This window comes from Sorangium sp. So ce128 (assembly GCF_051525245.1).
Lineage (GTDB): Bacteria > Myxococcota_A > Polyangia > Polyangiales > Polyangiaceae > Sorangium > Sorangium cellulosum_B.
Genome location: NZ_CP150313.1, coordinates 5966578 through 5989507, shown reverse-complemented (window position 1 = coordinate 5989507; position 22930 = coordinate 5966578). Strand labels below are relative to the sequence as shown.

Sequence of the window (22930 nt, the reverse complement as noted above, 5' to 3'; positions counted from 1 at the left end):
TCATGGTTCATGGTATGAGCGCGCAAAAGAAGCCCGAGCTGGACGCAGGTGCCGCTCCGGAGCCCAACGCTGGTCCATGCAAGTCGAAGTCAGGCGTCCACACGCGTATCTTTGCGTTTATCACGCTGTGCGGCGTCGTGGGAGGCATTGGATCGATCGGTCACGCTGTCTACCAAGCAGCGCGCGATTCGGTTATTGCGCCGCTCATCTTGTCGCCCGATAATGACATCGTCCTCGCCAACAAGCTCAAGATGAACGAGCTGCATGTCGAGCGCACCCGTGCGGTCGCTGAGCTCGAGAGCTGCGGCGAGGACCTCCTGGCCGCTGAGGCAGCGATCGAACGCCTGGAGCAACTCCGACCGACCGTAGCCAGCGGGCGCGATTGGATTACCAAGCTGAATTCCCGCCAAGCACAGATGGTTGAAGGCGAGATCAAGACACTGCAAAACCAGAAGCGCTTCCTCGCCGCGATGATAGAAAAGCAAACGGCGCTTACAGGCAAGGCAAAGGCCGACATGGAAGCCGGCATCATCTCGCGGACAGACTATGCAAAAGAAATGCAGACCCTCAATCAGATGAACCTCGCGCTCTTCGGGAACGAGCGCGAGAGGATACAGAGCGACGGCCTGATGTACGAGAAGCTTCTGGTGCAGAAGGCGCTCTCGGGGCACGATGGAGCGCCGGCCACGCCCGAGGCCATCCTCCGCGATGAGCAATTGGCCCGTATCGAAATGGAGCTGCTGCGGCTCGAGTCCGAGAAGCGCGCCAAGCAGGCATACGAGCGCGCCCTTACCGAACGTGTCGCGAACATCGACCAGATCGCAGCAGATCTGCGGAACCGGCCGACGTTTCGGGCAACCGAGCAGAGTCTGGACGTAGCGTTCGTTCCCTATACCCAAATCGAGGGGGTCGAGCGAGGCGCGCAAATTTACTCGTGCGTCTGGGGCCTGTTCTTCTGCGAGGCGGTGGGCACGGTCGCCGAGATCGTCCCTGGTGAGGTCACGCTCCCGGACCCCTGGGGACATCAGGCGCGTGGGCAATACGCAGTGCTCAACCTGCGGGACCGTGATTCTGCCAAGGCGAAGAGCTTGCGAGTTCGTCTTGAAGGCAACGTTGGCCGCGGCCAGCATTACAATGCGACGGACACGCAGCCGCCGGATGTCGCCTCCGGAGACGAGACGCCACCCGCCTCGCTACAAGTGGAGGCAAGCCAGGACGAGCCTGCGATGCCGGCAGCGCACCTGGAAGACCACTCCCGGTCGAACAATTGAACGATCCGGACCAAGGGAGGTTCAGTTATGGAATCACTGCTGTGGAGCCTCCACGCGTGGGACGGGCTCCTCCTATCCGCGCCGCTCGTGCACTGTCTCTTTCTGTTCTCGATATTCGCCTGGGATCACTTCTACCTTCTACCCCGCCACATGTGGACTCTGGCGTTTGGCCGGATGGATCGCTGCGAACAACAGGACACGCTTCCTTCCGCGGTCCTCGTGATCCCGTCGTTGCTCCGCAAATGGGACGAGCTCGCCAGCATGCTCTGCACCGTCGAGAGCGCGCTGATGAACAGTTATCCGTCCGAATTGTTCATCGTGATCAGCATCGATGGCTATGATGATGCACCCGAGCTTTACGCCGAGCTTCGCAGCTGGGCAGAATCCCGAGAGCGCCGACCCGGCATCTGGTTGTATGTGACCGGAACCCCCGGGAGGCGCGGAAAGCCAATGGCGATCGAGCATGGGGTGAAGTTTTTGCGCGAAAGGGTCTCGAAGGGGTACCACCCGCGCTTTCCCGAGGTCTACATCAGCACTGATGCCGATGCTGATCTTGGCCCCGACGCTCTCCGGAAGCTGGTCCAGCGTTTGGTGAGACGGCATCCTTTGACCGGCTGGCCTGCTCGTGCTGTGGCTGGCAATTTTTACCTTCGTGGCAATCGCTTCTGGCAAGGATGGAGGCACTTTTTCACGGTCGAGGGCCAGCTCACGATTCAGATTGCGCGCGAGTACATGATCGCCAACGTGGCACGACACAACCTGCGGCCGATTCCACTCTGCGGCGTGCCGGGGGTCTTCTACTGCACATGGTATGACATTTTCGCAGCCGCTCCGAAGTTTCTGGCGTACATCCGCACGTTGCGATTGCGGCATTGGGTCCTCTGGTGGCTCGGCTTCCCGCTCCCAAGCTTCTCCGCGAGCACGGTGTCCGAGATTCCAGAGCTGATCGCCGGCGACACCGATGATACGGTGATGGCGTTCATGGCCATCCTTGCGACGTTCAAGAACGGCCGGTTTCACTTCGAGCCCCCTAGAACACCGCTTCATGCCTTGTGGGCCATGCTTCGCGCTCTGTGGATCGACCGGGCATTGAAGTATGAGCCCGAGGCTCGCGTGTATACCTCTTCGCCGACCACGATCAAGAGCCTGTTCCGGCAGCGCCGCCGGTGGAACACCGCACGCATCGAGGTGACGGGGCGATTCTGGCGCGCGTTGCCGTTTTACTGGACCTTGGGCCTCCCCGCGATTGTAATTCTGTTCTTGCGATTCAGATATTGGTTCTTGACCGGGTTGTTCTACCTGTATCTCCCGGCATCTTTCTTCAACCCGAGTGGGCTGACGATCTTCGTCATCGGACTTTGTACATGTCAGATCGTCCTCAATAGTCTTCTTATCGCCTTTGCTCTCATTATCAATGGTGATCTTCGTTACTGGAGATTGTTGCTGGCAATTCCGTTTTCTCCGTTGCATGCGTTCGTCTTCGCTTTCGTTTCCTCGTTCGTGGGGGCGGTCCACGATGTGTTGTTGTTCGGCAATGTCACCGGGTTTGCGCCGGAGTCGACGCTCGTCCGTGGCGGCTCGTCGCGCATAGCCCTGCTGTTCCGTGTCCGGCGTGCCTTGCAACTCTCGTTGCGTGCGATCCTTCGTGGAGATGTCCCGTTTGGGGCATTCTGGTTCGGGTGGCGAGAGACTCCCTGGACTCCCAACGGTTACGAGGGCTGGACCACGGGCAAGAAGCCGGGCTTTTTTCAGTTTGGTACCAACCTCGACCCGGTTTTGATCCGTCGAGACCGTCATCAGGACGCGGAGCGGGGATAGGCTCGTGAAAGCCAGAGCCAGCGCCTCGGTGTTGATCTTGGCAGCCGCCTCCCTATCGCTCGGTATGGTGACTGTGGTGGCTGCCGGTCGTAGGGGGCAAGGCAGCACGCCGATCTATGGTGATTGGATGGACAGTGCTTCACTCGAGTCGATCAGCGTGGCTCAACTGCGAGCTACGAGCGGCACGATCGAAGCCCTTGACAGCTCTCACTCGGCGCTGCGCTCACCCGCGCTGCGCGCGCTCATCGGTGGTGATTTTCGGTCCACGGTCCAGATGAACTTCGCCTATCTCGGCCCCACGCTTTACAGTGCGCCGCTCGCTTCGGGCGAAATGCGACGGCAGGTCGGCATAAAGCTCCTTGCCCAGGACACATGCAACGTGCTCTACGTGATGTGGCACATCGAGCCCGACGATGGAATCCAGGTCTCTTTGAAGGTGAATCCTGGACAGAATGCGCATGCGCAGTGCCGTGACCGAGGCTATACGAGGCTTTTGCCGACCTGGTCGCGCGCGGATATCCCTGTGATCCGCGCCGGTACGAGCCATACGTTGCTCGCTCGGCTCGATCTCGACGCGAACACACTTCATGTGGAAGTAGACCATGCGGTCGTATGGATAGGGAAATTGCCAGAATCGGCACTGAAGCTAAGGGGGCCGGCTGGGATTCGGGCTGACAATGCGAGCCTCGAGGTCGAGCTGCGAGCGTCGCGTCCAGTCTTGCCGGATCAGAAGCCCTGATGGCAGGCGTGTCTTGAAGACCTCTCCGTGTCCGGCGGGGTTGCCGGACTGCGTGATTTACCGTGCGCCGCGTCGCACGCGGACGGAGCGCGCGCATGCCCATGACGGAGCCTTGTCGGAGATATCGAGCCCCAGCAGAGCGCTGGGTCGGGAACACGTTTTGGTAACAAACCATGGATGGTATATGAGGCAACCTGCAATGCGACAATTGATCCGTGTCCCTGTGACCGCCGTTGCTGCCTTCCTGTTGCTTGGGCGAGCCGACGCATTGGCAGAGCAGCCGGCCTACTGCCGTAAAGTGCACGCGCTGGCTGCGAGCGATGCGGCCTTGCTGATGGCACCCCAGGTTGTTGTTCAAGGGATCCGACATCCCTCGAGCAACGCGATCGAGATCGGCGCGACGGCAGGAGACGGCTACCAGGTGCGGACGGCGTTGTCGTTCTCTCCGCTCGATTTCTACAAGGGGCTACGCGTGATGCGCCTCGGCGACGCGGAGTGCGACCTGCACGAATCGTCGATGAGCATTGAGGAGACCCTCGATCACGGGGCTGACGCCGCCCGCCTCGTCGCGCTGCGCGAGCAAGAGGCCTATCTGGACGCACACGGTCAGGAGTGGCGCGCGCTCATGAAGAAGGCCGAGGAGCGGTTCTCCGAGCGAGTCATCACGCTCATCGATCTCAATGAGGTGCGGAATCACGCTGACGCGCTCGAGCGCAAGCTGGCTCACGTGCGCGGCGAAGTGGCTCAGCTTGCCGCGCAGAGGCTCGGCAAGCCGCGCGGATCGCTCAGCGCGCAGGCGGCGGCCTACGTACGGAGCGCCAACCGAGTCGCACGGGAAGCGTCGTACGTTCGGTCGCTCGACGCGTGGCGCGTCCGCGTCGTCAGTGGAGTCATACCGTTCCCCAGGTCTGACTGGTATGGGCTCGCGGAGGTGAGCTTCAATATCGGCGGGATCGCGCAATCCATTCACGAGGACCGGCACCTCGGGTCGAGGGCCGAAGAGCTGCAGCATGCCTCCTACGAGGTCAACCAGCGACTGCGGCGGTTCCGTGATCAGACCCGCGCGGCGATCGAGCAGGCGCGCAACGAAGTTGAAGCCGTCGAGCGCGAGATTTCTTTCATCGTGAAGGTGCGGAGCGTCCTCGAGAGCTCGGACGCTCGAGGCATCGCGCACACCCGCGACACGCTCGCACTCCAGCAGCTGTCGGTGGATGCCGAGCGCGTGTTTCTACGCGCGCTGATAGAGGCGCTCTCGACTTACACCGAGGACCGTCCGCAGGCTGTGGAGTGAAGGCGGCCTCTTCGATGCATGGAAGAGGTGTTGTTGTTGCGTCGTTTTTCCGGAAGGCCGGATCGCATTGAACAATGTTCTGTCGACCCAGGGAAGGTCCCGCAGCTGGGGGTTGACGTCTCCGAAACGTTTGGACTTCCGTCTCTGGAACGTAGCGTCAAGACAGATTCCTGCCCTCCATCCTCTCGCCGCTCTTGCACTCCCAGTCGCCGAGCCGGCTCGGCTCGGCGCGGCAACTCCTGGAGCCCCGCTCCTCGCGGCCGGCGGTACGGCCGCGCTCCTGCCGGTGCGGGCAGCACACCCGCCCCTGGAGAACAGCGCACCCGGGCGGGCGAGGGCGAGGTCCGCGGCTGTGTCCGGACGCTCGTCAGCGCACCTCGGCGGTGGCGCCGCGGATGAGCTGCAGGAGGTCGCGCCGCATCTCGCCGCTCACCGTGTGGCCGACGCCAGGGTAGCTCGCCAGCCTCACCTTGACGCCGCGCCCCTCGAGCGCCGCGATCGCGTCGCGCGTCGGGCCGATCGGGACGCGCCGGTCGTCCTCGCCGTGCAGCGCGACGAGCGCCGGAGCCGCCGCGCCTGCGCCGTGCAGCACCGCCGGGGGGACCCAGCCGCCCATGGGGAAGGCGGCGCCGACAACGCGCGGGTGGTGAAGAGCGAGCGCAAACGTGAGCGCGCCGCCCTGGGAAAAGCCGGTCACGATGGCCTTTCCCCGCGTCGGCCGCTCGGCGGCGATCCGCTCGATCGTCGCCGCGAGCGCGGCGGCCGCGCGCAAGATGCCATGTCCCACCTCCTCGCTCGCGAGCGCCTGCTGGAGCGGAAACCACGAGTAGCCGCCCCCGTACGGCGTGAGCCCGCGCGGCACGATGAGGCGCACCTTGACGTCGGCGCCCGACAGCAGACCCGCGAACGACTCGGGCCTGTCGCCGAGCCCGTGAATCGCGACGACGAGGGGGAGCGCCTCGTTCCGGTCCGCGCCGCCCGTGATCTCTTCGCGGTACTCGACCGCGGCGGCGGGGACCGCCGCGCTCGCGGCTGGCGCGGCGGGAGGCGCCTGCTGCTCGGTGCCCGCAGCGCCGCCCCCGGGCGGGGCTGCCCGTCGCTCGCACGCGGCGAGCGAGACGAGCGACGCGAGCGCCAGCGCAGACCAGGCGTGGCAGCGGCGGAGGCGAGAGGGGCGCATCGAGCAGATGCTTGCTGAACCCGCTGCTCGGCGGCAACAGCGAACTTCCCGCGGCGGCGACACCGCACCGCCTCGTCAGGAGTGGCCAGCCGTCGAGATCTCCTGCCATGGCCGGCATGCATGGGAGATCACACACACGAGAGCGAGGGTTTGGGTGCCGTTGTATTTGTCTGCTCCAGGACGATCGCCGCGCGTCTGCCCACCGACCAAGATTTTTTTGGGTTGTTAGTAAAGTGTATTTCCTACATAACTGGATCTAGCTGCTTGGCTTAGAGCGACGAAACCTCTTGTCGCCAGGCAGCCGATGGTCGGCGCGTCGCGTCGTTGCTCCGTGTCGCCCTGCTTCCGCAGGGCGCCTCGTCGCACCTGTCGCTGCGCCCACCCTCGGCTGCCTGGCGAGGTCCGGATTGGTTCGGAGCCTTGCTTCAGGAGAGCTCGGCCACCTCACTGGCTTATCGATTGACCACCTCCTCGCGGTGGCGGCGGCCAAGGTGTGTCTCCTGTATACACAGTCGATCTGCTTGTCAGGAGAGCTCGATGATCTCACCGGCCTATCGATTGACTACCTCCTCGCGATGGCGGCGGCTGCTCGGCGCGCAGCTGAGCGTCGCCGCGCTCCTGATCTCGGGGTGTACGGGCACCGCGGGCGATCCGGGAGGGGGAGACGGGGATGGTGTCATTCCCGGCGGGCCGACTGGGCCAGAGGTCGCCGAGCGCAGCATGTTTCCGCGGCTGACCCACGCGCAGTGGGAGAACACGGTGCGCGACCTCCTGCGCCTCGACGACCGCCCTGGCCTCTCGGCGTCGTTCACGAGCGACCCGCTCGGCGGCGTGTTCGACAACAACGAGGCTGCGCTGCTGGTGACGCCGGGCCTCTGGGGCGATTACCAGCGCGCCGCCGAGGAGCTCGCGGCGATGGTGACCGCCGACCAGGGCAAGCTCGGTCGGATCGCGCCCGCGGACCTGCCGGACGCGCCGGAGGCGCGGGCGCAGGCGTTCGTCGAGCGGTTCGGCGAGCGGGCGTTCCGGCGCCCGCTCACGGACGAGGAGCGGGACGCATACGTCGCGCTGTTCCACCGCGGCGAGGAGCTCTTCGAGGGCGAAGACCCGTTCGCCGCGGGCGTCCGCGCGGCGCTCGAGGCGTTTCTGCAGTCCCCTCATTTCATCTACCGCGTCGAGATCGGCGCCGGGCCGGCGGAGGGCGGGCTCATCCCGCTCGGCGGACACGAGATCGCGACCAGGCTCGCCTATACCCTGTGGAACACGATGCCCTCCGACGCGCTCCTCGAGGCGGCGAAGGCGGGCGAGCTCTCGACCCGCGAGGCCGTCCGCGCCTACGCCGGGGGGATGCTCGACGACCTGCGCGCCCGCGAGGTCGTCGGCGCGTTCCACCGGCAGCTCTACGATTACGAGCAGTACCACGACCTCAACAAGGATCAGGCGCTCTACCCCGAGTTCGTCCCCGAGATGGGCGACGACATGCAGCGCGAGGCGGAGCTCTTCGTGGATCACGTCGTCTTCGACGAGGAGGGCGGGCTCACCGACCTGCTCACCGCGCGCACCGCGTTCGTGAACGATCACCTCGCCGCGGTCTACGGCGTCGAGGGTGACTTCTCGGGCGAGTTCAAGCGGGTGGAGCTCGACGAAGGGGAGCGCTCGGGGCTGCTCACGCGCCTCGGCTTCCTCGCGGCGAAGGCGACGGCGCGGCAGCCGGACTCGATCCACCGCGGCGTCTTCGTGAACCTCAGGATCCTCTGCGCCACGCTGCCGCCGCCGCCCGACGACGCGACCTCGCTGCCGCCGGGCGAGCTCGCGACCAACCGCGAGCGCGTCGAGGCGCACACGGGCAAGGGGACGTGCGGCGCGTCGTGCCACGGGCTGCTCATCAACCCCGCCGGGTTCGCCTTCGAGCACTACGACGCGATCGGCAAGTACCGCGCGACCGACAACGGCGCGCCCGTCAACTCCGCGGACGCCTACACGTTCGGCGGCCAGCCGAGGAGCTACGCGGATGCGGTCGAGTTCAGCCAGCTCCTCGCCGAGAGCAGCGAGGCGCACGGGTGCTACGCGGAGCGCTGGCTCGAGTTCACCCACGGCCGCGGCGCGCGCGCGGAGGACCGGGCGCTCGTCGAGGAGCTCGGCGAAGCGTCGCGCGGCGGCGCCTCGACCAAGGAGCTCATCGTCCGGATCGTCTCCTCCACTCCCTTCCTCGCTCGCGTTCCCGCGGAGGCGCCATGATCACCCGACGACGTGTGCTTCGAGGCCTGTTCGGCGTCACGGTGGCGCTCCCGTTCCTGGAGACGTTCGCGCCGCGCCGCGCCGCGGCCGGCACGGGGGACGTGCCGCCCTTCGCGATCTTCATGCGCCAGGCCAACGGCGTCGCGCAGCAGGTAGGCGATGAGCCGGAGATGTTCTGGCCCAGCGCGCCGGGCCCGCTGACCGCCGAGTCGATGGCCGCGGACGCCGATCGGGCGGTCAGCGAGCTCAAGGACTACGCGAGCCAGCTGATCCTGGTGCGCGGCGTCCGCTTCGCGTTCCCGGGCAACGGGTGCGGCCACTCCGGCGGCGGCAACCAGTGCCTGACGGCCGCGCAGGTGTCGGAGGATCCGGCGGGCAACGAGTCGCTGGCGATGGGCGAGTCGATCGACAACCGCATCGCGACCGAGCTCAACCCGGCGGGCGTCGAGCCGCTGACGCTCTACGCGGGCAGGAAGGCCGGTTACATCAACGAGGTGCTCTCGTACCGCGGGCCGAAGCAGCTGCGCGCCGCCGAGCGCGACCCGTACAAGGCGTACCAGAAGCTCTTCGGGCTCGCCGAGGTGGACGCCGCTGCCGCGAAGGCGCTGGCCGCGCGCCGCGCCAGCGTGAACGACCTGGTCCGGGAGCAGATGCAGGCGCTCATGCGCCGGAAGGACCTCAGCCAGGGCGATCGCGAGCGGCTGGAGCTCCACTTCGACAGCATCCGCGATCTCGAGGTCGGGCTCGCCTGCGCGCTCCCGCCGGAGCGGGTCGCGGAGATGGAGGCGATCTCCCCGGACGTCGGCAGCTACGACAACGTGGAGACCGTCGCCCGCATGCAGATGGACATCATCGCGCTCGCGATGGCGTGCGGCGCGACGCGCGCGGCGACCCTGCAGGTCGGCGACGGCAACGACGGGACCGAGTACACGATCCACGGCGTGCGGCAGAAGAGCTACCACAAGATCTCTCACCGCATCGACGGCGACGGCGAGGTCGGCCCGCCGATCGAGGGCGCGCAGGAGCTGCACCACCAGATCGACCGCATCCACGCGCGGATCTTCAAGCACCTGCTCGACAGGCTCGCGTCGTACGAGATCGGCTCGGGGACGCTCCTCGACCGCGGCGTGGCCGTGTGGCTCAACGACAATGCCGACAAGTACCACTCCTACTCCAGGGTCCCGTACATCCTCGCCGGCGGCGCCGCGGGTTACCTGAAGACCGGCCAGTTCATCGACCAGCGGGTCACCAACAACAAGCTGCTCAACACGATCGGCGCGGCCGTCGGCTGCACCAACGGCCAGGGCGGCCCGCTCGACGACTTCGGCGACGAGAGCCTCGAAGGCGGGCTGATGGATACGATCGTGGCCTGAGAGAGGAGCTCGCCCGCTGCGGGCGAGCTCCGCCAACGCTCGGGGTGTCGGGTCGGGGCGCGGAGACGGGGCGGGTCAGCCGAGGAGCTCGACCGCGACCTCGATGGTGGCCTTCTCTCCGTTGGGGCCGCGGAGCACGTCGACCTTCACCTTGTCGCCCGGCTTCTTGCCGTCGAGCGCCTGGTACAGCCCGTCGTAGTCCGTGACGGGCGTGCCGTCGATCCCGACGATCACGTCGCCCAGGACGAGCCCGCGGTCGCCCTCGGAGAGGCCGCGCATGCCCGCCTTGTCGGCGGGGCCGCCCGGGACGACGGTCATGATGATGAGGCCGCGGATGCCGTTGCGCCGCTCGAGGCGGCGGGACTGATCGAGCTGGATGCCGAGGCCGACCTGCTCGGCCTTCCCGGTCCGGATGATCTGCGGGACGATCCGCGCGATCGTCGTCGACGGCACGGCGAAGCCGATGCCGGCGGAGCTGCCGCTCTTCGAGAAGATCATCGTGTTCATCCCGATGAGGTGCCCGCTCGAGTCGAGCAGCGGGCCGCCGGAGTTGCCGGGGTTGATCGCGGCGTCCGTCTGGATCATGTCGCGGATGGTCACCTCGCCCACGCCCTGGACCTGGCGGCCGAGCGCGCTGATGATGCCGGTCGTCAGCGTGTGATCGAGGCCGAACGGGTTGCCGATCGCGATCGCCTTCTGCCCGACCTCGAGCGGCTCGCGCAGCGGCGCGACCTGGATCGGCTTCAGCATCTCCTTGGGGGCGTCGATCTTGATGACCGCGATGTCCTTGCGCGGCTCGGACCCGACGAGCTTCGCCGGGAACGTCTTCTCGCCCTGGAGCCGGACGACGAGCGACTGCGCGCCGGCCACGACGTGGTAGTTCGTGACGACGTGCCCGTCGGCGTCCCAGACGAAGCCCGAGCCCGAGCCCGCGGGCACCTCGACGGCCGTCCCCCAGAAGCGGTCCACCACGAGCCGCTGCTGCGTCACGAACACCGTCGAGGGCGCGACGTCGCGGAACACGGCGATCGAATTGCGCTCGTCCTCGATGAGCGCGCCCTTCGAGGGCGGGACGGGCGGCGGCGTCGTGTCGATCGTCGCCGACGTTGCCGGCGCGTCGGGGACCTTGGTCGCGTCGGGCGACGGGCCGCTGGGGCCGGACTTCCCCTTGCATCCGGCGGAGGCGGCGAGCGCGGCGACGACGAGGACGGCAGGGAGTCGAGCGTGTCTGCGGTGGCGCATGCGGCGCAATCTAGCTTGCTATCGGCAAGGCGTCTCCCCTGCGGCGCGCCGTCGGCCTGCGCGGCGGCGCGGCAGTCTGCCGCGCGCAACGAATGCGCGGAACCGATGCGCGGAACCGACGCGCGAACCGACGCGCGGAACCGATGCGCAGGACGGTCGCGCTCCGGCATCGGCGCACGTCGGCGTCGGATCGGATCCTGGGATGCAAAAGGGCGAAGTTGCGGTAGAGGTGGCCTTGACGGATGAAGCCCATGACGCCCTCAGCAACGAAATTTCAGACGACCCCCCCTGTCGCGAAGGAGCCCGTCAAGGTGCTCCTGCTCGAGAACATCCACCAGAGCGCGCACGAGCTGTTCCGGTCGCGATCGTTCGAGATCGAGACGCGGAGCTCCGCGCTGAAGGAAGACGAGCTCATCGCCGCGCTCGCGGGCGTGGACATGCTCGGCATCCGGAGCAAGACGCACGTCACCGCGCGCGTGCTGGAGAAGGCGGACAAGCTGCTCTCCATCGGGTGCTTCTGCATCGGCACGAACCAGGTCGACCTCGATGCGGCGAACCGGCGCGGGGTGCCGGTGTTCAACGCGCCGTTCAGCAACACGCGCAGCGTCGCCGAGATGATCATCGGCGAGTCCATCATGCTGGCCCGGCAGCTCGGGGACAGGTCGCGCGAGGTGCACGCCGGCACCTGGAAGAAGGTCTCGAAGGCCTGCTACGAGATCCGCGGCAAGACCATCGGCCTCATCGGCTACGGCCACATCGGCCAGCAGCTCGGCGTGCTCGCCGAGGCGATGGGGATGCGCGTGGTCTACTACGACATCGCCCAGAAGCTCCCGATGGGCAACAACCGCGCGCTGCCGACGCTGGAGGCGCTGCTCGCCGAGTCGGATTTCGTCTCGCTCCACGTGCCGGCCACGCCGGAGACGCACAACATGATCGGCGCCGCCGAGCTCGCGCACATGCGCAAGGGCGCGTACCTGCTCAACGCGAGCCGCGGCTCGGTCGTCGTGATCCCGGCGCTGGCCGAGGCGCTGAAGAGCGGCCACCTCGCGGGTGCGGCGATCGACGTCTACCCGGAGGAGCCGGAGTCGAACTCTGACGGCTTCCTGACCGAGCTGCAGAAGCTCCCGAACGTGATCCTGACGCCGCACATCGGCGGCTCGACCGAGGAGGCGCAGGAGGCGATCGGCCGCGAGGTGTCGCGCGCGCTGACGCAGCTCGTGACCACCGGGGCGACGACGGGCGCGGTGAACTTCCCGAACGTCGAGCTCCCGCCGCTCAAGGCCACGCACCGCATCCTCAACGTCCACCGCAACGTGCCTGGCGTGCTCCGCGACGTGAACCGCATCGTTTCGGACGTGAACGCCAACATCGACAGCCAGGTCCTGTCGACGGACGCCAACATCGGTTACCTGATCATGGACCTGTCGCAGGACGTGTCCGCCGAGGTGAGCCGGCGCATCGGGGCGCTGGAGACGAGCCTCCGCACCCGCGTGCTCTACTGAACGTGCGTCGGGCCGGGGCGCCGCCGCGCCCCGGCCCGAGTCCCCGGCCCCGAGAGGTGCCCCGCCTTGTCGCCACCGTTCACGATCCAGCCGGGGCCGCGGCCGCAGATCCGGATCGAGGAGGTCGCCAAGCGCGCTCGCGTCTCGCCCGCGACCGTCAGCCGCGTGGTGAACGGCAGGGGCAAGTACAGCGCGGAGACCCGGGAGCGCGTGCTGGCCGTGATCGACGAGCTCGGCTACGTGCCGAACACCGCCGCCAGGAGCCTCGCGCAGGGGAAGACGGGCGTCCTCGGCCTGCTCCTGCCGAACATCAGCACCGAGTTCATCTCCAGCCTCGTGCGGGCCATCGCCGCCTCGGCGGCCGAGGCCGGCTACGACGTGCTGCTCTCCGTGAGGCCGGAGGCGCCGGCGCGGCGCCTCGTCGGGCGGCACAACACGGACGGGGTGCTGATCTTCGGCCACTACGTCCACGAGGCCGATCTCCAGCAGCTGGTCCACCAGAAGTGCCCGGCGGTGCTCATGTACCAGTCGTCGCCCGCGGACGTCCCGCTGCCCAGCGTGATCATCAAGAACGCCTCCGGCGCGCGCGCCATCGTGGGGCACCTGATCGAGGCGCACGCCCGGCGCCGGATCGCCTTCCTCCACGGTGTCTCCGAGAGCGAGGACTCGACGACGCGCGCGGAGGGGTACCGGGAGGCGCTGGCCGAGCACGGCATCGCCGTGGATCCGCGCCTGATGCGCCGCGGCTTCGATGCGCGGGAGGCGCGGGCCGCGACGCTCGCGTGGGTGCGCGAGGGGGCCGACTTCGACGCGATCTTCGCGTGGTGCGACCACGCCGCGGCGGGCGCGATGGAGGCGCTGCGCGCCGCGGGCAAGCGCGTGCCCGTGGAGGTCTCCGTCGTCGGCTTCGACGACGCGCCGTCGGCGCGCCACCTCGAGCCCGCGCTCACGACGGTGCGCGCGCCGACGGACGGGGTGGGCTACCGCGCCGTGCAGGCGCTGGTGGACCTCATCCAGACGGGCAAGGCCGAGCGGAGGATCGAGCTGCCGACGGAGCTGATCGTCCGGCGGTCGTGCGGCTGCGATCTCTGAACCCGGCGAGGATCCGCGATCTCGCGCCTCGTCGTATGCCGCCGCGAGCTGGCGAGTCTGCGCGGCGAGCGGGGCTGTTTCTACGTCGATCGTCGCGCGACGGGGAGAGCGCTATTCATTCCAGACCGGGACGCTGACGCGCTCTCCGGCGCTGCGCCGCGCGGCCGGGTCGTCGCCCGCGAAGACGACGGTGAACACGACGAACGCGGCCCACAGCGCCGCGAGGTGGTAGATCATCGCGACGCCGCCCGCGGCCTGGTAAATGGCGCTCGACGCCGGAGGGCCGAGGAGCATCCCGGCGGCGTAGAAGACGTTGTAGAGCGAGTTCGCGCGGCTGTAGTCGCGCGGCGCGGTGACGACGCCCTGGAGCGCCAGGCTGAGCGGCGATATCGACGCGAGCGTCGCCCCCGCGACGAACACGGCCACGCACATCGCGTCGTAACGATCGAGGTACACGAAGCCGAGGATCATCAGCGTGCCGACCGTGCCGAGCGCGCGCATGAGCAGGAGGTGGCCGCGGCGGTCGCCGATCCGGCCAAAGACGTTGGTGAAGAGGAGCATGCCCACCGCGAAGTAGGCGGGGATCTGGATCGTCTGATCGCGCGTGACCCCCTTTTCCGCCATCAGGTAGAGCGGGAGGAACAGCACGACCGACGCCTGGAAATAGCCGTAGGCGAAGGTCGCGAAGCACGCGGTCTTGATGCGCGAGAGGATCGAGGCGGAGGACGCCGAGGGCTCCGCCCCGCTCGCCGCGCCGGCCTTCCCGTGGGCCTCGGACATGCCCGGCAGGTGGCGGTCGAGGCGCGCGAGCACGAGGACAGCCGAGAGCAGCGAGATCACGCACGAGAGGAGGAACGCCGCGGGCATCGAGGAGAGCGCGACGATGTGCGGCGCGCAGAGCGGCCCGAGGACGTAGCCGAGCGCCATCGAGACGGCGTAGAGGCTCGTGACGAACGCCTTGTTGTCCTTGTCCGACCGGGCGAGCAGGATCGTCTCGCAGCTCACCCAGATGCCGACCGAGCAGGCCCCGTCGAGGAAACGCACCGCGGCGATGGCGGCGAAGCTCGGCAGGAAGGGGAAGGCGCCGACCGCCGCCGCGTACCCGACCAGCGCGAGCACCAGCGTGGCCTTCGCCGAGAACCGGCGGATGAGCGTGTCCATCGGCAGCGAGAGCAGGACGATGCCGAGCGCGAAGCACGACGCGAGCAGGCCGATGTCGGTCTTGGTGAACCCGCGCGCATCGAGGAAGACCGCCGTGAGCGAGATGGCGATGCCGTACGCGAGACCGAGGAGGAAGATCGCGCCAAAGACGAGCCAGATGTTGCGATCAGGGATGCGGCGGAGCATAAGCGCCCGCCAGGTTCGATCGGTCGCTCCGCCGTGTCAAACGGGTACGTGCGTCAGGAAACGCGCCTCGCCGGCCGTCGCGCCGCGCACGCCCGCGAGCGCCGCGCGGCCGCGCTGCAGCGAGGGCGTCAGCGCAGGAACTCGAGGAGGAGCTGATTGACCTTCTCCGGCCTGTCGTAATGCACGAAGTGGCTCGCGTCGGGGATGCGGGCGACTCGGGCGTTCGGGACCAGCGCCGGATCCGGCGCGGCGAGCTCGGAGCCGAGATAGCGATCGTGCTCGCCCCAGATCACCTGCACCGGGAGGTCGATGCGGGGCGGCCTGCCGAGCTCGCCAAGGCTGCCCGGGCGGAAGAGGGCCCGGTAGTAGTTGATCATCGCCGTGAGCGCGCCCGGCTGCGACCACGCCTGGATGTAATGGGCGAGATCCTCGTCGCTCACCGCGCCCGGGCGCCGCGGGTCGTCCTTCACCGACGCGCGGAGCCACGCAAAATCGTCCTTCCGCGCGGCGAGCTCCGGGAGCTTCGGGAGCTGGAAGAAGAACATGTACCAGCTCCTGCGGAGCTGCCGCGCGGTGCGGAACCCGGCGAACAGCCGCTCGGGGTGCGGGCAGTTGAGGACGACCAGCCGCTCGAGGAGCGCCGGATACCGCGCCGCGAACCCCCAGGCGACGCCGCCGCCCCAGTCGTGGCCGACCACCGCGGCGGCGCGCTCCGCCCCAGAAGCCTGGATCAGCGCGGCCACGTCCGCGGTGAGCTCGGCGATCGCGTACGCGGCGACGCCCTCGGGCTTGTCCGAGAGGTTGTAGCCGCGCATGTCGGGCGCGATCACGCGGTAACCCGCCTCGACCAGCGCGGGTATCTGGTGGCGCCACGAGTACCAGATCTCGGGAAAGCCGTGGAGGAGCACGACGAGCGGCCCGTCGCCCGCCTCGACGTAGTGGAGGCGCACGCCGCCGTGCTCGGTGAACCGGTGCGAGAGCTTGGATTCGTCGAGGGTCATCGTCTCTCCTTTTGCGCTGATTCCGTCGAACGGCCGCCGGCGCTCTGCCGTGCGGTCACGGGGTGAATCGCTGGTTGCTACATGGTGGTCCGGGGGCGCGGCGAGCGAAGCGAGGGGGCGCGCGGAAGGCGCTCAAACGTCGATGATCTTGCCCGGGTTCATGAGGTTCAGCGGATCGAGCACCCGCTTGATCGACCGCATGATCGCGAGCTCCTCGGCCGTGCGCGAGTAGGGCAGGTAATCCTTCTTGAGCAGGCCGATGCCGTGCTCGGCGGAGATGCTGCCGTGGTACTTCTTCACGAGCGAGAAGATGGCGTGATCCGCCTCGTGGGTGCGCTTCAGGAACTCCTCGCGCGTGAGGTCGTCGGGCTTCATCACGTTGATGTGGAGGTTGCCGTCGCCGATGTGGCCGAAGAGCGCGATCTCCCACCCTGGATAGCGGGCCTCGAAGAGGCTCTCGAGCTCGGAGCAGAAGCCCTCGAGCTCCTGGATGGGGAGGGACACGTCGTTCTTGTGCGGCAGCCCGGTCGCCGACAGGCTCTCGCTGATCCCTTCGCGGAGCGCCCAGAGCTCGGCGGCCTGCGCGCCGTGCTGCGCGAGCGTGCCGTCGGTGACCAGCCCGCGCTCGAACAGCGAGGTGATCCACGCCTCGAGCGCCTCGGGCTCGCCGCGCTCGACCTCGATGAGCACGTAGTAGTCCGACGGCGCGGAGAGCGGCACACGCACGTTCCGGTGGCGGCGCAGGCGCGCCTGGCACTTCTCGGTGAAGAACTCGTAGGCCATCACCACGAACGGCCCCGTCCGGGCCTCGCGGAACAGCGCGAGCACGCCGGCGAGGTCGGGCACCGCGAACAGGAACACGTTGAGCGCCTCGGGCACCCGCGTGAGCTTGAGCGTCGCCTCGGTGATGATGCCGAGCGTGCCCTCGCTGCCGATGAACAGCTGGCGCAGGTCGATCCCCGTGTTGTTCTTCTCGAGCGCGCCGTTCAGCTCGAGCACGGCGCCGCTCGCGGTGACGACGGTGAGCCCGAGGACCCACTGGCGCGTCAGGCCATAGCGGATGACCTTCACGCCGCCGGCGTTCGTCGCGATGTTGCCGCCGACCTGGCTCGACCCCTTCGAGGCGAAGTCGACAGGCCAGGTGAGGCCGTGCGGCGCGACGTGCTGGTGCACCGCCTCGGTGACCGCGCCCGCCTCGACCCGCACGGTCGCGCCGAGGACGTCGACCGGGCCCATCTTGCGCATCCGATCCAGCGACACGACGAGCTCGCCCCTGGCCGCCACGGCGCCGGCGGCGAGCCCCGTGCGGCCGCCGGAGGGCACGATCGGGACGCGGTGCTCGGAGCAGAGGCGGAGCAGCCGCGAGACCTCGTCGGTCGACCGCGGCAGCGCGAGGGCCGAGGGCCTGGGCTCGTGGACCTTGGTCCAGTCGCGGCCGAACGTCGCGAGATCGGCGGTGTCCGTCGAGAGGAAATCCGCGGGGAACTCGCGCTGGACGGCCTCGAGGAAGGGGCCGGGGAGGCCGGTAAGTGGGCTCATGTTCGGCTCGGTACTGCGGAGCGGTGGCGAGGGCAAGGGCAGGCGGTCTTCGCACCCCACCCCGAGGCCGGCGCGCCGAGCGGGTCGCTTCGCCAGCGGGAGTCCTCGCGGCGCAGCGCCGCGCGGGCGTTGCGGCGCCACGACCGACAGGGCATCTTGATCGAGGAGCGCGCATGGACAGGGCGGATCGCGCGGCAATCGTGGCGAGCATGGCGGCGCTGGCGCTGGCCGCGTGCGAGCGCGCCAGCGAGGCGCCGCGTGGCGCCGGCTCCGCGGGCGCCGCCGAGGGCGGCGAGGTCGGCGCGGCCGAGGGCGGCGGGGGCGGCGCCGCCCCGGATCCGCTCGCGGCGAGCAGCGGCGCGTCGGGCGCGAGCGAGCAAGGGAACGCGGGCGGGCAGGGCGGCGGCGGCGGCGGCGCGAGCGGCGCGCTGAGCTGGGAGCCGGTCGAGACGGACTGGTGCTCGGCAGGGTGGATCGGCCTGGACGAACACACCTGCTTCCGTGTGCCGGAGACTGCGCAGCGAGGCGCGCCGATCCTTTATGTGCTGCACGGGGCCATGGCGCCCGACTCGCTGCCCGTGGACCTCCAGGCCACCGCCGCGGAGGCCGCCGAGGCGCTCGGCGCCGTCGCCGTGTTCCCGCGCGGGAGACCAGGACTCTGCACCTGGGATCCGTCCGTGGAGACCTACTCCTGCTGGCCGACGCGCCGCGAGACCGTCGACGCCGCGGCGCCCGCCCTGCTCGAAGAGTGGATGCGCGCAGAGGCGCTGATGGCGCGGATCCTCGGCGGGACGTTCGGCGGGCGTTATGTCATGGGCTTCTCCAACGGCGGTTATTTCGCGAGCTACGTGGCGCTCGAAGGCCTCGTCGCCGTCGACGGCGCGGCGCTCGTCGGCGCGGGGCGCATGGTCATCGAGGAGCACCTGTTCTCCGAGGAGAGGCCGCCGATCTTCATCGCCGTCGGCGAGCTCGAGCTCGCCTCCACCATCGCGAGCGCCGAGAACCTCGCCGACGTGCTGACCCAGCACGGCTGGGAGCACGAGCTCGTGGTGCACCCGGGGCGCGGCCACGAGATCCACGCCGACGACTTCTCTCGAGCCTGGGAGACCTGGATCGCCGCGCCCTGAGCGGCCCCGCGCCGCCGCCGCGCTCGCCCGGCGGCGGATGGGGCCGACTCGACAGGACCCCTGACGCTCGCAACGCGGGATGCCCGGAGCGTCCTTTTTGAGCACCCTTGCGTACACGAGCGCAGAGGAGATGGGCTGAGCGCGCCGAGCGGGGCGGCGCTGATCGCCTGAGGACGGCGAATGCATCTGCGGTGTTATCGCTCCTTGTCTCACGTTGTCGGCGCGGAGGCTCGACATCGTCGGAGACGCCTCGTCGACGCGCGCTGCGCCGAGAAATCCGCAGCGCGCGAAAGGCGGGTTATTGCCGGAGCCGCCGCGTTGCGCGAGGCGCTCCCGGCGGGCGCCGAGCGCGCCTGGAAGCGCCTTCTCTGCGCAGTGATCCGGCGCCGAGGGACGCGCAGGATCACCGCGGGGTCGTGCGCTGTTTAGGAATGTCGGTTTGTCGCTGCCTCGCGCCCGCAGCGCGCGCCCTCGGGCGGCAGGCTCTGCACACCAGCTCTCGGGCATGAGCGCTGCTCTCTCCGCAACCCGACTGGCGCGACGGTCTTGCAGACGTCGCGGGCCGGGCAAGGAGGAGAAATGGTTGAGCTGTTGAATACCAGGTTGATGTGCGTCGCGATGGCAATGGCGGCGCTGACCACCGGGTGCGCGGTGGGCGCGGGCGAGGCGGACGTCGACGAGAGCGATGCGGACGAGGCCGTGATGGTGGAAGAGGCCTCCCAGGCGCTGTGCGGCAACGCCGGCTGGCGGAGCTGCGGCGGGGTCCCCGGGGGCTTCACGGGGGGGAGCCCGGGCTGGGGCGGCTTGAACTGGGGCGGCGCGAACTTCGGCGTCCCGAACTGCGGCAACGGGGGCTTCACAGGCGGCGGCTGGAGCCCCTGGGGCAACCAGGGCTGGAACAACTGGGGCAACTTCGGCTCTCCCGGCTGGAACAACGTCGGGAACTTCAGGCCTTGCGGCGGGAACCCTTGGGGCGGCTGGAAGCCGCCGTGCGGCGGCTCCGGCTGGGGCGGCGGCTGCGGCAGGTTCTAGCCCGCTGGCCCGGAGTCCATCCGCGGCGACGACAGCGAGCGCGGGCCCTGGACCGGCGCGCGACAGGCCCTCGGAACACGAGGAACCCCCTGCGCGCCCGGCGCCCGAGCCGAGGGTCGTCTGACGGGTCGCCCGGGGAGAGTCACCGGGACCCTGGCCTCCGGAGCTCGCGGCAAGCGCGAAGCTCCTGGAGGCCCGGCGCCCCGGGGGGCTCCGGATCGGCGACGGCCGTGCAGCTGACGGCCACGTTCTGGGGCCCCCCACCTGTCGCATTTTAGGACATCGCCGCCTGGCAGGCGCACCTGGGTCTGGCGGCTCAGCCGCTGCCCAGCCCGTTACACACCTCGGCGCAGATCGCGCGCCGAGGCGCGGTGCCTGCGCTTGCGCCAGGCCCGGCAGCCCTCGTCCCATGGCGGATCGCTTCTTGCTCCCTCCGGAGCGCGCCGATGCGCCGGCGTCCTCGAGGAATGCTCGCCATGATGTCTTTTGCGACACCCGTCTCGCGTTACATGACCTGTGAAGTCATCGCGGCGTCCGACATGACGCCGCTGCCAGAGGTGCACCGCACGCTGGGCGAGCGCGCGATCTCCTGCGTTCCGATCCTGGATGCGGCGTCGCGCGCGATCGGCGTGCTGTCGCGCACCGACCTGCTCCGGCTCGGCAGGTTCGAGACGAAGACGAACAGCCGAGGAATGCTGCTCACCTTGCCCGATGTCCCTGCGCGGGCCGTGCTGCGCCCGGGCATCATCACCGTCGGGCGCGCGACGCTGGTCGTGCAGGCGGCGAGCGTGCTGCTGAAGCACCGTATCCATCGCGTGTTCGTCCGCGAGGACGAAGCCTTGACCGGCGTGTTCAGCACCAAGGATCTCCTGCTCTCCCTGGTCGAGGCGCGGGACCCGACGCCGATCGCCGGGCTCATGTCGGCGCCCGCGTACACGATCCCGCTCGACGCGCCGCTCGCGCTCGCCGCCGACCGGCTGACGACGGCGCAGGTGAGCGGGCTCGTGGTGGTGGATCCCGGCGGGTGGCCGGTGGGAATGTTCACCCAGACCGAGGCGCTGCTCGCGCACGGCGTGCTGTCCGATTCACCGGTCGAGGACGTGATGAGCCCGGCCATGGTCTGCCTCGACGTCCGGACGCCGCTCCACCGCGCCGCGGCCGCCGCGCACGCGGCGCAGGCGCGGCGCGTGCTCGTGGTGCACGGGCGGCGGCTCCGCGGCGTGCTGACGGGGCTGGACTTCGCGCGCGCCGTCGCAGGGACGGGCGTGATCTCCATGGCCGCGAGGTCCAGGGCGGGATAACGCCGGCCGCGGCGAACGCGGCCTCACCGCGCGGCGGCGCGGGCCGCCATCCGCTCGACGACCCCGTCGGCGTCGGCGGTCAGGCGCGCGGCGAGCGCGCGGGCGGCGGCGGGCGAGGCGGACGCGACCCCCTCGACAGCGCCGAGCCGCGCGCGGCGCGGGAGGCGCGGGTCCGCGGCGAGGGCCTGGAGCTCCGCGATCACGCGCGCCGAGGCGGAGGAACGCGTGGCGGCGCGGCCCGCCGCGGTGAGGGCGCGCGCCCTCACGTACGCCGGCGCGCCGGGATCGCGGCCGACCGCGAGCAGCCGATCGACGTCGGCGCCCGCCGCGCGGAGCAGCTCGTCGAAATCCGCGCCTCGGGCCGCGCTCTGGCCGCAGAAGTGCCCCGCGAGCAGCGCCGCTGCGTGCGGCGGGAGCGCGGCGGTGGAGGCGAGGCGGTCCGGCGCAAACGAGCGAGCCCCCTCGCCCGGAGCCGGCGGCGCGATGGGCGCTCCGCTCGCCGGCGTGTCCGCGTCGGCCGGGAGCGGGACGGCCGCCCCGCCGCCCTGCTCGACGATCCCGCGGTAGAGCGCGCTCGCCCGCACGATCGCCGCCTGTTGCGGCGTCATCGCGCCCGAGAAGTCGCCCCCCGTCGGGAACATGAGATTCCCGAAATCCGGGCAGCGCTCCATCAGCGAGTTCACGTCGCCGCACTGCGAGGTGTCGTCCAGCGGGTCGCCGAAGTCAGCGTCGAACTCGGTGGTGTGGAACAGCCCGGCCAGGTGGCCGAGCTCATGGCGCAGGATGACGGTGTCCACCGAAGGCTCCTCGTAGAGCGTGACCACGATGCCGCTCAGGTGGGTGCCGTGCTCGACCGCGACCGAGGGCACGGCGGGCGTCACGCCGGACGCCTGCGCAATGCTCCCCCCGAACGCCGTCACCGCGATCACGTTGAGGGCCGGACGGCCGGGCGCGCCGGCCGTCTGCTCGAGCACGCCGGGGAGGACCTCTTCGTCGACGAACTCCCACTCCGAGCCGATGTGGTGGACATTGATGCTGCCCACGCCGAGGCCCACGTACCCCTCGTACGCAGAGAGCAGCGCGCGCCGCATGTACTGCTCGGAGACCGCGTCGCCGGCGATGAAGGCATTGATGTCGATCTTCCCGCCGTGAAAGCGCCCGTCGAGCGTCCGGCGGTGCCACACCGAGAGGCGCACCGGCTCTTCCAGGGGGCCGACTCCGCCGTTGCCGAGCTTGATCCAGTAGACGCCCGGCGCGAGCGGCGCGGATGCGTCCGCGCCAGTCTGGGGGACGGCCGCCGCGCCGATGCCCTGGTTGAAGAAGGCGGCCATCGTGCCTGGGATGGTGTAGTCGGCCGCCAGCAGCCTGCCGTCGGGGCCGAGGATGCTCTCGATCCCGATCGGATCGAAGCTCGGCGATGACGCCATGATCTCGGCGACGGCCGTGAAGCCCAGGGTGCCCGGCTGGACGGTCACCGGGATGGCCCCGTCGATGCCGACGTCGTCGTGCTCTTCCTTGACGAGGGGCGGAATCGGTGGCGCCCCCCCCTCGCCGATGCTCCCGCCTTCACCGGCCCCGGAGGAGCCTTGCGGCACGGAGCTCGCGGTGTCTCCGGAGCTCCAGGAGCCGCCGGAGCTGCCGGAGCCGTCGGGCGGCGGCTCGAACCCGTCGACCACCACCCTGCCGCCGCAGGCGCCCGCGACGAGGGCCGCGAGCGCGCCCGCGGCGAGGAGAGCGCCTCCGCGAACCTGCGTTGCCCGGCGCTCACCGCCCGGCTTCCCGTCCACGCGAGACGGATCGATGGCGCTCGATGCCGGTGCAAGCGACGTTGACATAA

Annotated in this window: 17 protein-coding genes; 11 read left to right on the top strand and 6 right to left on the bottom strand. The window is 69.3% G+C overall.

What is annotated here, in order from left to right:
* Positions 1–14 precede the first annotated feature (14 nt).
* From WME82_RS22710 to WME82_RS22695, 4 genes are all read left to right on the top strand, one after another.
* Complete coding sequence (locus WME82_RS22710; protein WP_438044506.1) at positions 15–1271, top strand: hypothetical protein; 1257 nt, start codon at positions 15–17, stop codon at positions 1269–1271.
* Between the two features lie 27 nt (positions 1272–1298).
* Positions 1299–3089 (top strand): hypothetical protein, encoded by a 1791-nt coding sequence (locus WME82_RS22705; protein ID WP_438044505.1) that lies wholly within the window; start codon positions 1299–1301, stop codon positions 3087–3089.
* A 4-nt stretch (positions 3090–3093) separates the two neighbouring features.
* On the top strand, positions 3094–3828 hold the full coding sequence (locus tag WME82_RS22700) for a hypothetical protein (protein WP_438044504.1): 735 nt from the start codon (positions 3094–3096) through the stop codon (positions 3826–3828).
* Positions 3829–4027: 199 nt separating this feature from the next.
* On the top strand, positions 4028–5119 hold the full coding sequence (locus tag WME82_RS22695; protein WP_438044503.1) for a hypothetical protein: 1092 nt from the start codon (positions 4028–4030) through the stop codon (positions 5117–5119).
* A gap of 367 nt (positions 5120–5486) precedes the next feature.
* Here the strand turns inward: WME82_RS22695 and WME82_RS22690 are convergent, their stop codons facing one another.
* Positions 5487–6299 carry an alpha/beta hydrolase gene (locus tag WME82_RS22690; protein WP_438044502.1) on the bottom strand — a complete coding sequence of 271 codons (813 nt, stop codon included), beginning with the start codon at positions 6297–6299 and terminating at the stop codon, positions 5487–5489.
* 537 nt (positions 6300–6836) lie between these two features.
* Between WME82_RS22690 and WME82_RS22685 the strand changes: the two genes are divergently transcribed.
* The gene (locus tag WME82_RS22685) at positions 6837–8537 is read left to right on the top strand and encodes a DUF1592 domain-containing protein (protein ID WP_438044501.1); all 1701 of its coding nucleotides are present in this window, start codon (positions 6837–6839) and stop codon (positions 8535–8537) included.
* A complete protein-coding gene (locus tag WME82_RS22680; protein WP_438044500.1) occupies positions 8534–9910 on the top strand; it encodes a DUF1552 domain-containing protein in 1377 nt (458 codons plus the stop codon). Before WME82_RS22685 ends, WME82_RS22680 begins: the two co-directional genes overlap by 4 nt.
* Before the next feature lie 75 nt (positions 9911–9985).
* Here WME82_RS22680 and WME82_RS22675 read toward each other — a convergent pair whose 3' ends face one another.
* Entirely contained in the window at positions 9986–11152 is a 1167-nt protein-coding gene (locus WME82_RS22675) for a S1C family serine protease (RefSeq protein WP_438044499.1), read from the bottom strand.
* Positions 11153–11394: 242 nt separating this feature from the next.
* On the opposite strand from WME82_RS22675, the gene serA reads away from it, so the two are divergent.
* Both serA and WME82_RS22665 read left to right on the top strand, forming a co-directional pair.
* Positions 11395–12654, top strand: a complete 1260-nt coding sequence (gene serA / locus WME82_RS22670) for a phosphoglycerate dehydrogenase (RefSeq protein WP_437747556.1) — start codon at positions 11395–11397, stop codon at positions 12652–12654.
* A gap of 66 nt (positions 12655–12720) precedes the next feature.
* Positions 12721–13746 (top strand): LacI family DNA-binding transcriptional regulator, encoded by a 1026-nt coding sequence (locus tag WME82_RS22665; protein ID WP_437747555.1) that lies wholly within the window; start codon positions 12721–12723, stop codon positions 13744–13746.
* A gap of 111 nt (positions 13747–13857) precedes the next feature.
* Here the strand turns inward: WME82_RS22665 and WME82_RS22660 are convergent, their stop codons facing one another.
* The 3 genes from WME82_RS22660 to WME82_RS22650 all read right to left on the bottom strand — a co-directional run bounded on the left by WME82_RS22660 (position 13858) and on the right by WME82_RS22650 (position 17633).
* Positions 13858–15093 (bottom strand): MFS transporter, encoded by a 1236-nt coding sequence (locus tag WME82_RS22660; protein ID WP_438044498.1) that lies wholly within the window; start codon positions 15091–15093, stop codon positions 13858–13860.
* Between the two features lie 128 nt (positions 15094–15221).
* Complete coding sequence (locus tag WME82_RS22655; RefSeq protein ID WP_437917090.1) at positions 15222–16094, bottom strand: alpha/beta fold hydrolase; 873 nt, start codon at positions 16092–16094, stop codon at positions 15222–15224.
* 132 nt (positions 16095–16226) lie between these two features.
* Positions 16227–17633, bottom strand: coding sequence for an FAD-binding oxidoreductase (locus WME82_RS22650; RefSeq protein WP_438044497.1), 1407 nt, complete (start codon positions 17631–17633; stop codon positions 16227–16229).
* Between the two features lie 173 nt (positions 17634–17806).
* On the opposite strand from WME82_RS22650, the gene WME82_RS22645 reads away from it, so the two are divergent.
* The 3 genes from WME82_RS22645 to WME82_RS22635 all read left to right on the top strand — a co-directional run bounded on the left by WME82_RS22645 (position 17807) and on the right by WME82_RS22635 (position 21093).
* On the top strand, positions 17807–18760 hold the full coding sequence (locus tag WME82_RS22645; RefSeq protein WP_438044496.1) for an alpha/beta hydrolase: 954 nt from the start codon (positions 17807–17809) through the stop codon (positions 18758–18760).
* A gap of 579 nt (positions 18761–19339) precedes the next feature.
* The gene (locus tag WME82_RS22640; protein ID WP_438044495.1) at positions 19340–19792 is read left to right on the top strand and encodes a hypothetical protein; all 453 of its coding nucleotides are present in this window, start codon (positions 19340–19342) and stop codon (positions 19790–19792) included.
* A 476-nt stretch (positions 19793–20268) separates the two neighbouring features.
* A complete protein-coding gene (locus WME82_RS22635) occupies positions 20269–21093 on the top strand; it encodes a CBS domain-containing protein (RefSeq protein WP_437873448.1) in 825 nt (274 codons plus the stop codon).
* 23 nt (positions 21094–21116) lie between these two features.
* Here WME82_RS22635 and WME82_RS22630 read toward each other — a convergent pair whose 3' ends face one another.
* Positions 21117–22928, bottom strand: coding sequence for a hypothetical protein (locus tag WME82_RS22630; protein WP_438044494.1), 1812 nt, complete (start codon positions 22926–22928; stop codon positions 21117–21119).
* Between the last annotated feature and the right edge of the window lie 2 nt (positions 22929–22930).

Coding starts and splice junctions, on each gene's coding strand:
- WME82_RS22690 (WP_438044502.1), bottom strand. CDS start 6,299: ATGCGCCCCTCTCGCCTCCGCCGCTGCCACGCCTGGTCTGCGCTGGCG.
- WME82_RS22705 (WP_438044505.1), top strand. CDS start 1,299: ATGGAATCACTGCTGTGGAGCCTCCACGCGTGGGACGGGCTCCTCCTA.
- WME82_RS22655 (WP_437917090.1), bottom strand. CDS start 16,094: ATGACCCTCGACGAATCCAAGCTCTCGCACCGGTTCACCGAGCACGGC.
- WME82_RS22685 (WP_438044501.1), top strand. CDS start 6,837: ATGATCTCACCGGCCTATCGATTGACTACCTCCTCGCGATGGCGGCGG.
- WME82_RS22695 (WP_438044503.1), top strand. CDS start 4,028: ATGCGACAATTGATCCGTGTCCCTGTGACCGCCGTTGCTGCCTTCCTG.
- WME82_RS22650 (WP_438044497.1), bottom strand. CDS start 17,633: ATGAGCCCACTTACCGGCCTCCCCGGCCCCTTCCTCGAGGCCGTCCAG.
- WME82_RS22645 (WP_438044496.1), top strand. CDS start 17,807: ATGGACAGGGCGGATCGCGCGGCAATCGTGGCGAGCATGGCGGCGCTG.
- WME82_RS22630 (WP_438044494.1), bottom strand. CDS start 22,928: ATGTCAACGTCGCTTGCACCGGCATCGAGCGCCATCGATCCGTCTCGC.
- WME82_RS22640 (WP_438044495.1), top strand. CDS start 19,340: ATGGTTGAGCTGTTGAATACCAGGTTGATGTGCGTCGCGATGGCAATG.
- WME82_RS22635 (WP_437873448.1), top strand. CDS start 20,269: ATGATGTCTTTTGCGACACCCGTCTCGCGTTACATGACCTGTGAAGTC.
- serA (WP_437747556.1), top strand. CDS start 11,395: ATGAAGCCCATGACGCCCTCAGCAACGAAATTTCAGACGACCCCCCCT.
- WME82_RS22680 (WP_438044500.1), top strand. CDS start 8,534: ATGATCACCCGACGACGTGTGCTTCGAGGCCTGTTCGGCGTCACGGTG.
- WME82_RS22710 (WP_438044506.1), top strand. CDS start 15: ATGAGCGCGCAAAAGAAGCCCGAGCTGGACGCAGGTGCCGCTCCGGAG.
- WME82_RS22675 (WP_438044499.1), bottom strand. CDS start 11,152: ATGCGCCACCGCAGACACGCTCGACTCCCTGCCGTCCTCGTCGTCGCC.
- WME82_RS22660 (WP_438044498.1), bottom strand. CDS start 15,093: ATGCTCCGCCGCATCCCTGATCGCAACATCTGGCTCGTCTTTGGCGCG.